The sequence below is a fragment of the Microbacterium sp. K27 genome, from assembly GCF_004794435.1.
In the GTDB taxonomy this organism is placed as follows: domain Bacteria; phylum Actinomycetota; class Actinomycetes; order Actinomycetales; family Microbacteriaceae; genus Microbacterium; species Microbacterium maritypicum_A.
Window position 1 is genome coordinate 95,971 of record NZ_SSDK01000031.1, and the last position, 12,806, is coordinate 108,776.

The window sequence follows — 12,806 nt, forward strand, 5'->3', positions numbered from 1 at the left end:
CCCTGATCCGCGCCCTGAGCACGAGCATGGCCATGAGCATCCGCTTCCACCCCCGACACCCCCGAGGAGACACCGTGTCCGAGCCGACCATCCTGCACGCCACGTTCACCGCCCAGCCCGGAGCCGGCGATCGCGTGGCCGCCCTGGTGCGTGACTTCGCGGAGGTCGTGCGCGCGGAGGAGGGCAACGTCGTCTTCGATGCGACCCGGCTCGTCGACGACCCCGACCGCTTCTTCGTCTACGAGGTCTACCGCGACGAGGCGGCCTTCCAGGCGCACATCGCCGCCCCCGCCGGAGTCCCCTTCAACGCGGCGTTGCAGGAGCTCATCGTCGAGCCGACGTCGCAGCTCACCTTCCTCCGCCGCCTCTGACGGCTGCGACGCCGTTCAGCGATCGAGCCGGGGATCCCGCAGGGCTGCCATCGCCTCCACAAGGCTCTCGTGGATGTACTCGAGCTCTGGCGAGGTGAAACTCGACCAGTCGTCTTCGGCGGCATCGTGCCCTTCGGCCTCTCCACCGTCCGTAGATCCGTTCCACGTGGCAACGTCCGCTCCGTCGGCATCCCCCGTCTGATCCTGCGGAACATGGGCGTAGACCCACCAGAGATTCTCCGAGGGGTCGGCGAAGCGCGAGAACGTATCTCCGAAGAAGTCGGTCGGCCGGGTCACGATACGGGCGCCGAGTTCGACGGCTCGTGCGAGCGTTCCCTCGACGTCGTCGACGTACACCTGGAGGAATCCGGGAGTGAAGGGCCAGTCGGGCTTGCGGTCGGCGACAGTGATGACGGAATCGCCGATGCGCAACTCTGAGTGCAGGATCAGTCCGTCGGTGTCGACGGTGCGGGCCTCGGGAACGTCGGTCGCCCCGAAGACCTCGATCACGAAGTCGATGATGCGGGCCGCGTCGTCGGTCATGAGGAAGGGGTTGATGGTGTTCGATCCTGCCGGGAGGGCGGGAGTGCTGCTCATGGTGTGTGTCCTTTCGTCGCGATCACTCTGACAGCCACCCCGGACAGATTCTGTCCTCGATCGTCGAACGCCGCCCCATGCCGGCCCCGAACGCGAAGAAGCCCCCCACCAGAAGGTGAGGGGCTTCTTCATGGATGCGGTGTCACTCGTAGAGCACAGCCGCGATCTTCGGGTCGTCGATGTTGCTCTTGTCGTACCAGTACGAACCGGTGTCGTAGAACTTCTCGACGTCCTTGCCGTTGGCGGCGTCGTACGCGGCCTGCACGACCTGGGCACCGATGCCGATCGGGTCCTGCGTGATGGCACCGGCCATGGTGCCGTCCTTGATGGCGTTGATCTGTGCGGCACCGGAGTCGAAGCCGACGATGGTGATCTTGCCCTTCTCGAGGCCCAGCTCGTTCACGGCGTTCACGACGCCGATGGCCGAGCCCTCGTTGGTGCCGTAGATGCCCTTGAGGTCGGGGTGTGCCGCGATCAGGGTCTTGGCGATGTCAGCCGACTTGAGGTGGTCGCCGTCGCCGTACTGGATGTCGACGATCTCGATGTCGGGGTAGTCCGCCTTGATCTTGTCGACGAAGCCGTCGCGACGCTCGACACCGGTCGAGTTGATCTGCGAGTGGCCGACGATCGCGACCTGTCCTTCGCCGCCGATCAGGTCGGCCATGTGCTCGGCAGCGAGCGCACCGGCGACCTTGCTGTCGGTGGCCGACAGGCTGAGCCCGACGTCACCGTTGCAGGGGGCGTCGAAGTAGACGACGGGGATGTCCTTCGCCTTGGCCTGCTCGAGCGGAGCGACGCACGCCTCGGGGTCGAGGGCGGCGTAGGCGATGGCGTCCGGGTTCTTGTCGATCGCAGCGGTCAGCATCTCGAGCTGGCCGGCGATCTCGGTCTCGGCTGCGGGGCCCTCGAACGTGATCTTCACGCCGAGCTCCTTCGCCTTGTCCTCTGCGCCCTTCTTCACGGCCTGCCAGAACTGGTGCTGGAAGCCCTTCGAGACCATGGCGATGTACATCTCGCCGTCGTTGCTGCCGCCGCTGCTCGAGCCTTCCTCGATCACGTCGCCGCCACCGCCGGCACAGCCGGCGAACACCAGTGCGGATGCGGCCACGAGGGCCACGAGTGCGGTCTTCTTCCCGAATTTCATGAAAACTCCATTGTTTGGGTACGGCTCGGTTTGTTCTGTGTGGATGCCGGACGGGCCGGCGCTGTGGACATTCCAGGTGCCTGTGCGGATGTCTCCGCGGAGCCGGCCGGAGCCGGAGGACGACGACGGGCACGGGTTTCGCCGCCGTCCAGGTCTCAGGTGCGCTGTCTGTTGCGGAGCGAGTCGAGGAACACCGCGAGCAGCACGACCACGCCGACGACGATGTTCTGCCACTCGGGCTGGATCGACATGATGCGCAGGCCGTTCACGAGCACGCTCATGATGAGCGCGCCGATCACGGTGCCGAGGATCGATCCGCGTCCGCCCAGCAGCGAGGTGCCGCCGATGATGACCGCGGCGATCGCCTGCAGTTCGTATCCGGTGCCGATCTGCGGCTGGGCCGAGTCGAGGCGGGAGGCGATGACGATGCCCGCGACGCCGGTGAACGCCCCGGCGAACATGTAGATCAGGATCGTCCAGCGACGCGTGTTGACGCCCGAGAGGCGCGTGGCCTCTTCGTTCGATCCGATCGCGAACGTGTAGCGGCCGAGCAGCGTCTTCGACAGCACGAGGTATGCGATGATCGCGAGCACGGCGGTGACGAGCACGGCGTTCGGGATGCCGGGGATGATCACGCCGAGGGCGATCTTCTTGAAGTCGGGGGCCGAGGTGGAGAAGTAGATCGGTGCGACCCCCGAGATCACGAGGGCGAGGCCGCCGGCGATCATCATCATCGCGAGGGTGGCGATGAACGGAGGAAGCCGGAGGAACGTGATGTTCACGCCGTTGACGAGTCCCATCAGCACACCGGTCAGGATGCCGCCGATGACGCCGACCCACACCGGGAGCCCCATGTTCGTCACGAACACACCCGTCATCACGGCGCAGAGCGCCATCCCGGTGCCGATCGACAGGTCGATGCCGCCGGTGATGATGACGAAGGTGGTGCCGAGGGCGAGGATGCCGATGACGGCCGTCGACAGCAGCACGGTCGCGATGTTGCTGAAGGTGAAGAAGTTGGGGCTGGCGATCGAGAAGAAGATGATCAGCACGATGAGCGTGCCGAACGCCAGCGACTGCTGGAACTGACGCTTCAGGAACGCCCCGACGTCCCTCTTGTCCGTGTTCTCGTTCACGGCGGTCTGGATGATCGTCGTCGTCGACGATCCGGGCTGCTGCGGAGCGCTCATCAGTCTTCCTCCCCGTGGGCTGCGAGTTGCATGATCTTCTCCTGGCTTGCTTCCTCGTTGCGGAGCGTCCCGGTGATGCGACCGTTGGCGAAGACCGCGATGCGGTTCGCCACACGGAGGATCTCCGGGAGCTCGGATGAGATGACGATGATGGATTTGCCTGCGTCAGCGAGCTGCTGCATGAGGCGGTAGATCTCCTCCTTCGCGCCGACGTCGATCCCTCGGGTCGGCTCGTCGAAGATGAGGATGTCGCAGTCGCGCATCAGCCACCGGGCGATGACGACCTTCTGCTGGTTCCCTCCGGAGAGGAGCTTGACGACCTGGTTGACCGATGGCGTCTTCACGCGCAGCTGCTGCACGTACTCCTTGGTACGGTTCTTCGCCTTGCTGTCGCCCATCCAGCCGATCGCATTGGCGTAGGAGCCGAGCGAGGCGAGCACGGTGTTGAACGTCACGTCCTGCTCGAGCATGAGTCCGAGGAGCTTGCGGTCCTCCGAGAGGTATCCGACACCGTGGTGCACGGCATCCGCCGGCTGGGCGATGCGCACCGCGCGACCGTCGATGGCGATCGTGCCGCTGTCGCGGTGGTCGGCACCGATGACCGCACGGGCGGTCTCGGTGCGACCGGCGCCCATGAGCCCGGCGAAGCCGAGGATCTCGCCCTTGTGCAACTGGAACGAGACGTCTTTCAAGAGGCTCTTGGTCGACAGACCCTGCACTTCGAGGACCACGGGGTCGTTCGCGTGCTCGCGGGCCTGGGGGCGGGTCCCCTCGTCGATCACACGCCCGACCATCATCTCGATGATCGTCGGGATGGTGATCTCGGACTTGTCGAGTGATCCGATGTATGTGCCGTCACGCAGGACGGTCACGCGGTCGGCCAGACGGCGCAGCTCGTCCATGCGGTGCGAGATGTAGACGATCCCGGTGCCGCGCGCCTTGAGCTGCTCGATCAGCACGAAGAGCGTCTCGACCTCGGTGTCGGTGAGGGCCGAGGTGGGCTCGTCCATGATGAGGACCTTGGCGTTGAAGGACAGCGCCTTGGCGATCTCGACCATCTGCTGCTCGGCCACCGTGAGCTCGCCGACGAGCTGACGGGGGTTCAGGTGGATGTCGAGGCGCTGCAGCAGGTCGGCGGTCTGCGCGTTCAGCTTGCGCTCCGACAGGAACGGCCCCGTGGTGGGCTCTCGCCCCACGTAGATGTTCTGCGCCACGGTCAGATCGGGCATCAGATTGAGTTCCTGATGGATGATCGTGATGCCGAGCTCCTGCGCCTGGAGGGGGCTCGTGAGCTCGACCTCCTGACCCTCGAACGTGATCGTGCCCTCGTCCTTGGTGTAGATCCCGGAGAGGATCTTCATCAGGGTCGACTTTCCCGCGCCGTTCTCGCCCACGAGCACGAGCACCTCGCCGGCGTGCACCTCGAGGTGCACGTCTTTCAGCGCCTGCACGCCGGGGAATCCTTTGCTGATCCCCTCGACCCGGAGGATGGGTCCACTCATGCGCTCACCTGCTTCCTTGAAGGTTCTGCTTCGACGTCGACGGATCATTCCGTCGCAAACATCGGATCAATTCTGCGTCCTACGCTACGGGCAGCGCAAGTTGTATCTAAATGTATCTAATGACGGCCGGATGGGGAAGACCTGTAATGACATCTTGATCTTCCGATGCTCCCCCGGCGGGATTCCGACTCAGTGGAGGCGGATCGACTCGACCGCCACGAGCTTGTCGCGGATGTACGCGTTCGCGTGGGCGCCGAGTTCGACGTTGTCGTTCCAGAGGTTGCGCCAGATGCCGAGCATGCGGCTGAGGTCGGGGGCGACGACCGCCGACGAGAACGACTCGAAGACGATCGGACCGTCGTAGCCGATGCGGCCGAGCGCCTTGAAGAACGTGTCGAAGTCGACCGTCCCGGTCCCGAGATAGCCACGGTGGCTCTCGCCGATGTGCACGTAGCGCAGGGCGGGGGCGGCATCGAGGACCGGCGCGAACATATCCGACTCCTCGATGTTCATGTGGTACGTGTCGATGTGGATCCCGAGGTTCGGCCGATCGACCTCGGCGACATACTCCAGAGCCTGCCTCGCCGTGTTCAGCACGTTGGTCTCGTAGCGGTTCACGACCTCGAGCGCGACGGAGACCCCACGCTCGGCGGCATGGTCGGCGACCCGCGCGATCGCGGCCTTGCTGCTCGCGAGCCCTTCGGCCGTCACCGGCTCCATGTACTTCTTCATGGCGCTGTAGATCACCCCGCAGAAATGCTGACCCCCCAGATCCGCGAGCACGTCGACGGCTTTCAGGAGCAGGGCTTCGCCGGCCGCGACGATCACGGGGTCGGAGCTGGTGACGTCGGTCGCCTCGGAGAGTCCGAGCGAGGCGCTGACGGCGAGGTCGTACTCCTCCAACGCGTCCTTCGCGACGGAGACGTCGAACGAGAACGGGTCCATCAGCGGGAACTCGATGAGGTCGAAACCCGCCTCCTTGGTCTTGCGCACCGCCAGACGGATGCCCTCGGCATCGAAGTTCCCCGTCCAGACGAGCCCGTGGCAGCCGATGTTCATGAGACCTCTCCCAGCGGGTGTGCGGCACCGTCGCCGTCCGCGGTTGGCACGTGCCAACCCCGGTGTGCGAGTCACGCTACGTCGGGCGGGCGAGCCCTGTCAAGAACTTTCTTGGCACGTTGCAACTCCTCCGATATCCTGAGGCCGCCGACGTGGTCAGGAGCCCCGACCGACGCGGCGACGATGAAGACAAAGATGACGAAGGAGCCCCATGCCCGCGAGCGTCAAAGACGTCGCCGCCCTCGCCGGAGTCTCCTCCTCCACCGTCTCCAACTACCTCAACCATCCGCACGTGCTCGGAGCCGCGACGCGGGAGCGGGTGCGCGCGGCGGTGGAACAACTCGGCTTCGTGCCGAACGAATCCGCCCGGCAGCTGCGTGCAGGATCGAGCAAGGCTCTCGCGCTCATCCTTCTCGACGCCTGGCTGCCCTACTTCCACGACCTCTCGCGTGGGGTCGAGGACGTGGCGCGAGAGGGCGGCTGGTCGCTGTTCTTCAGCAACAGCAATCGCGACGACGCGCAGGAGCGGCGCAACCTCGACATGTTCGAGGCGCACCGGGTGCAGGGCATCGTCATCTATCCGCTCGGCGACGTGGTGCCGCGCCTGGAGGGGCTCGCCGATCGCGGCATCCGTTCGGTCGTCGTGGGCCCGATCCCCGACTCGTCGAAGGTCGCCTCCGTGCTGTTCGACGACCGCGCCGGGGGGTGGCTCGCCGGCGAGCATCTCGTCGGACTCGGGCGAGAGCACATCCTGTTCCTCGGCAATCCGGCCGTGAGTCAGTCGAACGACCGCCTGGCCGGGCTACGCGAAGCGGTGGCCGGCACCGACGTGACGGTATCCACGAGCGAGGTACCGCACCTGGCGACAGAGGACGGCCTGCAGGCCGGCGCGCAGATCATCGCGATGCCCGCCTCCGAACGACCCGACGCCGTGTTCGCGGCGAACGACATGGTGGCGCTCGGTGTGCTCACCACGCTGCTGCGCCACGGCATCCGCGTGCCCGAGGAGATCGCGCTGGTCGGCTTCGACGACGTGGCGCAGGCCCATCAGAGCGTCGTACCGCTCACGAGCGTGCGGCAGCCCGGCTACGAGATCGGCCGCGCCGCCGGGGCCGCCCTGCTGCAGCAGCTCGCCGATCCCTCGGCTCCCCCGCCTGCGACGACGCCGTTCCCTGCCGAGCTCATCGTGCGGGAATCGACCGTCGGTCGCTGAACTCGGCGTTCACAACTCCCGGTGTTCACAACTCCGGAGAAGAGAGCAGCTCAGAGTCGAAACGGCCGATCCGGCCGCCTCCGCCGACGCCGTTCCCGGGTTGTGAACGGCGTCACGCCGACGCGTGCCCGACGACACCCTTGCGCAGCAGCGCGTTGCCGTACTTGCGGGTCTCGCCCGTGCGCACGAGCAGGTACGCGGCCTTCGCGACCTCGTAGTAGGCGAACCGCTCGACGAAAGCCGTCGTATCCACGGCCGTCCCCGCCGCGGCCATCAGCTCGTTCTGCACGTCGAGCACCTCGCCGTCAGCCGAGGTCATCAGGTCGATCCCGGGCGCATCATCCAGAGGGAGCACCGTGCGGATGGCCGCCACGACCTCGGGCGTCGTCGTGCCGGGGAGGTCGATCACCCGTGCGCCCAGACCCCATGCCGGGAAATGCGCGTCGGCGACGACCACGGCATCGGAGTGTCCCATGCGATCGAGGTGCAGCAGCAGCTCTCCGGTGAGCAGGGGATGGATTCCTTCGAGCACGAGTGCTCCTCTCGGTGAGACGTCGGGTGATTCCGGGGACAGGTCGATCAGGCGGGGATGAACCCTTCCGCCGCCAGGTTCTCCCACAGGGCCGTCGGGATCTCAATCGCTGCGTACTCCGCATTCTGCCGCAGCTGCGCCGGGCGGCTGCCGCCCACCACGACCGATCGCACGACGTCGGACTGCAGCGGGAACTGGATCGCCGCCGCGGGCAGCGGCACGTCGTGGTCGGCGCACACGGCGGCGATGCGCACGAGCCGGTCCCACAGCTCGTCCGGCAGCTGCCCGTACTCGTAGCGTCCGTCGCGACGCGGCTCGCTCGACGCGAGCAGACCCGAGTTGAAGACGGATGCCGCCACGATCCCGGTCCCGGTCTCGCGGCATGCGGGCAGCACATCGACCGCAGCCGGCTGTTCGAGGAGCGTGTAGCGACCGGCCACCATGACGAGGTCGAGGTCGGCCGAGCGCACGGCCGCCGCGAGCGCATCCGACACCATCGACCCGATGCCGATCGCGGTCACCTCGCCATCGGCGCGCAACCCCTCCATCGCGGGCAGAGCCTCGGCGAGCGCGAGGTCGAGGTCGTGCCGCTCAGGGTCATGCAGGTAGAGAAGGTCGATGCGCTCGATGCCGAGGCGCTCGCGCGACTCGTCGACGCTCGTGCGGATACCCGCTTCCGAGAAGTCCCACACGCGCTGCAGGTCATCGGGAACGTGGAAGTCGTTCGCGGTGTCGAGACCGCCGCCGACGTGGTCGGGGTTCGGCCGCAGCAGGCGCCCGGCCTTGGTCGAGAGCACGTACTCGTCACGCGGCTTGGTCTGCAGGAAGGCCCCGAGCCGACGCTCGGAGAGTCCGAGCCCGTAATGCGGCGCCGTGTCGTAGAAGCGGATGCCGCTCTCCCACGCGGCATCCAGCACGGCCCAGGCCTCGTCATCGGTCAGCGGCCGAAACAGGTTGCCCACGTTCGCGGCACCGTAGCCGAGCGTCGGGACGGTCAGGCGGTCAGGCACTCCCGCGCGATCAGGCACCGACATGTGCACCCTTCCAGGTGTAGGTCGCGATGCTGTCGGCCTTCATCTCCATGCCCGTTCCCGGCGCGGTGGGTGCCATGTACGAACCGCCCTGGATGTCGGTGGGCACGACGAAGTGCTCGTGCAGGTGGTCGACGAACTCGATCATGCGGCCCTCGCGCGTGCCGGTGACGGCGACGAAGTCGAACATGGACAGGTGCTGCACAGCCTCGCACAGGCCCACACCGCCGGCGTGCGGGCAGACCGGCACGTCGAACTTCGCGGCGAGCAGCAGGTTGGCGATGTTCTCGTTCACGCCGGCGACGCGCACGGCGTCGATCTGCATGACGGAGATCGCCTCGGCCTGCAGCAGCTGCTTGAAGATGACGCGGTTCTGGGCGTGCTCGCCCGTCGCGACGCGGATCGGTGCGACGCCGCGGGCGATCTCGGCGTGGCCGAGCACGTCGTCGGGGCTGGTGGGCTCCTCGATCCAGGCGGGGTGGAACTCGGCGAGCGCGTTGACCCACTCGATAGCCTCCGACACCTCCCAGCGCTGGTTCGCGTCGATCGCGATCGGGAAGTCGGGCCCGCACACCTCACGTGCCTTGCGGAAGCGGCGGATGTCGTCGTCGAGGTCGGCGCCGACCTTGAGCTTGATCTGGGTGAAGCCGTCGGCCATCGCTTCGCGGGCGAGGCGCTCGAGCTTCTCGTCGGAGTAGCCGAGCCATCCGGGGCTCGTGGTGTAGCCGGGGTATCCGGAGGCGAGCAGTTGCTGTTCCCTCTCGGCCCGACCGGGCTCGGCGGCGCGCAGGATCTCGAGGGCGTCGTCGCGGGTGAGGGCGTTGGTGAGGTACCGGAAGTCGACGAGGTCGACGAGCTCCTCCGGCGTCATACGGGCGAGCAGCTGCCAGAGCGGAAGGCCGGCGCGCTTGGCCTTGATGTCCCACAGCGCGTTGATGACCGCACCGATGGCCATGTGCATGACGCCCTTCTCCGGCCCGAGCCAGCGCAGCTGCGAATCGCCGATGATGTCGCGGAACGTGCCGCCCATGTCGTCGAGGAGGGGCTCGATCTCGCGACCCACCAGGTGACCTGCCAGCGCGTCGATGGCCGCGACCTGCACGTCGTTGCCGCGGCCGATCGTGAAGACGAACGCGTGGCCCTCGATGTCGTCGTCGGCGTCGGTGCGCACGATGACGTACGCGGCCGAGTAGTCGGGGTCGGGGTTCATCGCGTCCGACCCGTCCAGGCTCAGGGACGTGGGGAAGCGGATGTCGGTGGTGTCGAGGGCGACGATACGGCTCACGGGATTCCTCTCGATGCGCGGCTGATTTCTTCCGCGCGGATCTCTTGGAGTGTAAACATCGGATGTCTATACTGTCAACGAGACCGGCCGCCTCATCGCGGCCTCCCGACCGATCAGGAGAAACATGAAGTTCGCGCGGCTCGGCACCCAAGGGAATGAGATCCCCGTCCTCGTGGAGGGCGACCGATACCTCGACCTCCGCCCCGTAACATCCGATGTGAACGGCGATTTCCTCGAGGGCGACTTCGTCGCCCGCGTCGTTGCCGCCCGCGATGCCGGAGACCTCCCCGAACTCGCGGACGCCGCATCGCTGCGCGTCGGCGCCCCGATCGCCCGCCCGAGTGCCGTGATCTGCATCGGCATGAACTACGCCGCTCACGCCGCCGAGTCGGGGTCGGAGCCGCCCACCATCCCGATCCTCTTCCTCAAGACGCCGAACACGGTCGTGGGCCCGAACGATGCGGTCACGATCCCGCGCGGCAGCGAGAAGACCGACTGGGAGGTCGAGCTCGGCATCGTGATCGGCACCCGCACCGCCTACCTCGACTCCCCCGACGAGTCGATGGCGCACGTGGCCGGCTTCGTCGCCGCGAACGACGTCTCCGAGCGCGACTTCCAGATGGCCGTCTCGGGCGGGCAGTGGTCGAAAGGCAAGATCGCGGCCGGCTTCAACCCCACCGGGCCCTGGCTCGTCACCCCCGACGAGGTGGATCACCACGCGCTCGGTCTTCGCAGCTTCGTGAACGGCGAGCCGCGGCAGGACTCGAACACGAGCGACATGATCTTCACCGTCGAGCACATCGTGCACCACCTCTCGCAGTACGTGACGCTGGAGCCCGGTGACCTCATCCTCACCGGCACGCCGCAGGGCGTCGCCCTGTCGGGCAAGTACCCCTATCTCGCCGCGGGCGACGTGGTCGAGATCGAGATCGACGGCCTCGGCCGTCAACGGCAGGAGTTCGTGGCATGGGAGGCCCGGAAGTGAGCGCATTGAACGGACTGGTGGCGATCGTCACCGGTGGAGCATCAGGGATCGGCGCGGCGATCGCCCAGCGTCTGCACGCCGACGGAGCGCGCATCGCGGTCCTCGACCGGGACACCGCCGCAGCCGACCCCGCCTTCGCCGCCTTCACGGCCGACGTCTCCGACCGCGCGAGCGTCGACGCGGCGGTGGCCGCCGTGGGCGAGAAGTTCGGACGCATCGACATCGTCGTCAACAACGCCGGCATCGGCGCCCAGGGCGACATCACCGCGAACGACGACGACGAGTGGGCGCGCGTGCTCTCGGTCAACGTCACAGGCATCGCCCGCGTCACCTCGGCAGCCCTCCCCTGGCTGCGGAAGTCTCCGTCCGCCGCGGTCTGCAACACGGCATCCATCGCCTCGACGACAGGGTTGCCGCAACGGGCGCTCTACAGCGCGTCGAAGGGAGCCGTCGCAGCCCTCACCCGCGCGATGGCAGCCGACCACCTGCGCGAGGGCATCCGTGTGAACGCGGTCAACCCCGGCACGGCCGACACCCCGTGGGTGGGCCGACTGCTCGATTCGGCAGCCGACCCCGCCGCCGAGCGCGCCGCCCTCGAAGCACGCCAGCCGCACGGACGCCTGGTCAGCCCCGACGAGGTCGCCGCTGCGGTCGCCTACCTCGTGAGCCCCGCAGCGGGATCGACCACCGGCACCTTCATCGAGGTCGACGGCGGTATGGCCCAGCTGCGCCTGCGCGCGGAGTAGCATCCGCCTGCGTTCCGGTCGCAGTTGACGCCGCCTCCATCGCGCGAGGGCGGCAACAATTGCGACCGGAAGCGCAGAGAACGACGCCGGACGACGGCAACTGCGACCGGAACCACCGAGACCGACCCCACGGCAGCAACCGAGACCGGAGCCGCAGGAAAGCCGGGCTAGCCGCGGTGACCGCGGATCCAGCCCCGGAGGCCGGAGCGCGGAGCAGCATCAGACGGGATCTGCCGCGGCTGAGCGGTGCGATAGAACTGCTCGGCGTTCCCCCACAGGAGGGCGTCGAGGTCGTGGCCCCGCGACTCCGCCCACGCCACGACGGTGTCGGCCCAGCGCGACCGCGCGGTGGGCTGGTACGTCGCGGAGCCGTCCTCCGGCGCGTGCGGGTCGCCGGGCTCGGCGGGGCCGATGGCCGAGACCGGCCAGTCACTCCCCCACATCAGGCGCTCGATCCCGAAGGCATCCGCCGCCACGTCGAGGAACGGCTCCAGCTGCTCGGCGTTCCAGTCTCCGCCTGCCTCTCCCGGCAGGCCGGAGAGCTTGCAGAAGGTGTGCGGATGACGGGCGAGTTCGGCGAGGTCGCGAGCCCACTCCGCCGACGGCGGGAGCGGCGAGGCCGCCGTGCCGACGGCGGGCTTGCCGAGATGGTCGAGCACGATCCGCAGCTCCGGGATCGCACCGGCGAAACGGGCGATCTCCGGGAGCTGATCGGCGCGCACGCACGCGTCGAAGGTCAGATCGCGCGCGGCGACCTCACGCGCGCCGGTCACGAACGCGGCCGAGACGGCCAGTCCGTCCGGCTCGCCCTGCAGGTTATGCCGCACTCCGACGACGAGGGGCTCGGCCATGAGCCCCTCCAGGTGCGCGACCGTGTCGGTTCCCCGGTCGAGACGGATGCCGGCGACGATCCCGACGATGCCGAGCGCAGGCGCCAGCCCCGCGACCCACTGCACCTCGTCGAGGAAGTCGTCTTCGATGGTCTCCGCCTGCACGAACACCGACTTCTCCGGGTGCGCGGCGGACAGGCGGGCGAGCTCCAGCTCCCGGTCGGCGAACCGGTACGCCAGCGGCCCCTCGAGCCAGGTGTAGGTCAGCACCCCCGGATCCCAGAGGTGCAGGTGTGAATCGAGAACGCGCATGGCTCCATC

13 protein-coding genes are annotated in these 12,806 nt (G+C 67.7%); 4 read left to right on the forward strand and 9 right to left on the reverse strand.

Annotation, left to right across the window (positions count from 1 at the left end; translation table 11 throughout):
* The first annotated feature begins 74 nt into the window (after positions 1–74).
* Positions 75–371 (forward strand): putative quinol monooxygenase, encoded by a 297-nt coding sequence (locus tag DW307_RS04020; protein WP_240750478.1) that lies wholly within the window; start codon positions 75–77, stop codon positions 369–371.
* 15 nt (positions 372–386) lie between these two features.
* Here the strand turns inward: DW307_RS04020 and DW307_RS04025 are convergent, their stop codons facing one another.
* The 5 genes from DW307_RS04025 to DW307_RS04045 form a co-directional block, all read right to left on the reverse strand.
* On the reverse strand, positions 387–968 hold the full coding sequence (locus DW307_RS04025; RefSeq protein ID WP_029267782.1) for a VOC family protein: 582 nt from the start codon (positions 966–968) through the stop codon (positions 387–389).
* Between the two features lie 142 nt (positions 969–1,110).
* Positions 1,111–2,112 carry an ABC transporter substrate-binding protein gene (locus DW307_RS04030; protein ID WP_021198327.1) on the reverse strand — a complete coding sequence of 334 codons (1,002 nt, stop codon included), beginning with the start codon at positions 2,110–2,112 and terminating at the stop codon, positions 1,111–1,113.
* A 155-nt stretch (positions 2,113–2,267) separates the two neighbouring features.
* Positions 2,268–3,302 carry an ABC transporter permease gene (locus tag DW307_RS04035; protein ID WP_029258495.1) on the reverse strand — a complete coding sequence of 345 codons (1,035 nt, stop codon included), beginning with the start codon at positions 3,300–3,302 and terminating at the stop codon, positions 2,268–2,270.
* Positions 3,302–4,804: a sugar ABC transporter ATP-binding protein gene (locus DW307_RS04040; RefSeq protein ID WP_021198325.1), complete on the reverse strand. Its 1,503-nt coding sequence runs from the start codon at positions 4,802–4,804 to the stop codon at positions 3,302–3,304. Before DW307_RS04040 ends, DW307_RS04035 begins: the two co-directional genes overlap by 1 nt.
* A 189-nt stretch (positions 4,805–4,993) precedes the next feature.
* Complete coding sequence (locus DW307_RS04045) at positions 4,994–5,863, reverse strand: sugar phosphate isomerase/epimerase family protein (protein ID WP_136024042.1); 870 nt, start codon at positions 5,861–5,863, stop codon at positions 4,994–4,996.
* Between the two features lie 211 nt (positions 5,864–6,074).
* On the opposite strand from DW307_RS04045, the gene DW307_RS04050 reads away from it, so the two are divergent.
* Positions 6,075–7,076 carry a LacI family DNA-binding transcriptional regulator gene (locus DW307_RS04050; RefSeq protein ID WP_136024044.1) on the forward strand — a complete coding sequence of 334 codons (1,002 nt, stop codon included), beginning with the start codon at positions 6,075–6,077 and terminating at the stop codon, positions 7,074–7,076.
* Between the two features lie 112 nt (positions 7,077–7,188).
* Here the strand turns inward: DW307_RS04050 and DW307_RS04055 are convergent, their stop codons facing one another.
* From DW307_RS04055 to DW307_RS04065, 3 genes are read right to left on the reverse strand one after another with little or no spacing between them, the layout of a single operon-like run.
* Positions 7,189–7,608 (reverse strand): RbsD/FucU family protein, encoded by a 420-nt coding sequence (locus DW307_RS04055; protein WP_021198322.1) that lies wholly within the window; start codon positions 7,606–7,608, stop codon positions 7,189–7,191.
* Between the two features lie 47 nt (positions 7,609–7,655).
* Complete coding sequence (locus tag DW307_RS04060) at positions 7,656–8,642, reverse strand: aldo/keto reductase (protein WP_136024046.1); 987 nt, start codon at positions 8,640–8,642, stop codon at positions 7,656–7,658.
* Positions 8,629–9,924, reverse strand: a complete 1,296-nt coding sequence (locus DW307_RS04065) for an L-fuconate dehydratase (RefSeq protein ID WP_029258499.1) — start codon at positions 9,922–9,924, stop codon at positions 8,629–8,631. Before DW307_RS04065 ends, DW307_RS04060 begins: the two co-directional genes overlap by 14 nt.
* A gap of 124 nt (positions 9,925–10,048) precedes the next feature.
* Here DW307_RS04065 and DW307_RS04070 point away from each other — a divergent pair, with 124 nt between their 5' ends.
* Positions 10,049–10,909 (forward strand): fumarylacetoacetate hydrolase family protein, encoded by an 861-nt coding sequence (locus DW307_RS04070; RefSeq protein ID WP_136024048.1) that lies wholly within the window; start codon positions 10,049–10,051, stop codon positions 10,907–10,909.
* Positions 10,891–11,655 (forward strand): SDR family NAD(P)-dependent oxidoreductase, encoded by a 765-nt coding sequence (locus tag DW307_RS04075; RefSeq protein WP_136024050.1) that lies wholly within the window; start codon positions 10,891–10,893, stop codon positions 11,653–11,655. Before DW307_RS04070 ends, DW307_RS04075 begins: the two co-directional genes overlap by 19 nt.
* A gap of 167 nt (positions 11,656–11,822) precedes the next feature.
* On the opposite strand, the gene DW307_RS04080 is transcribed toward DW307_RS04075, so the two are convergent.
* Entirely contained in the window at positions 11,823–12,797 is a 975-nt protein-coding gene (locus tag DW307_RS04080; protein ID WP_136024052.1) for an amidohydrolase family protein, read from the reverse strand.
* Positions 12,798–12,806: the final 9 nt, after the last annotated feature.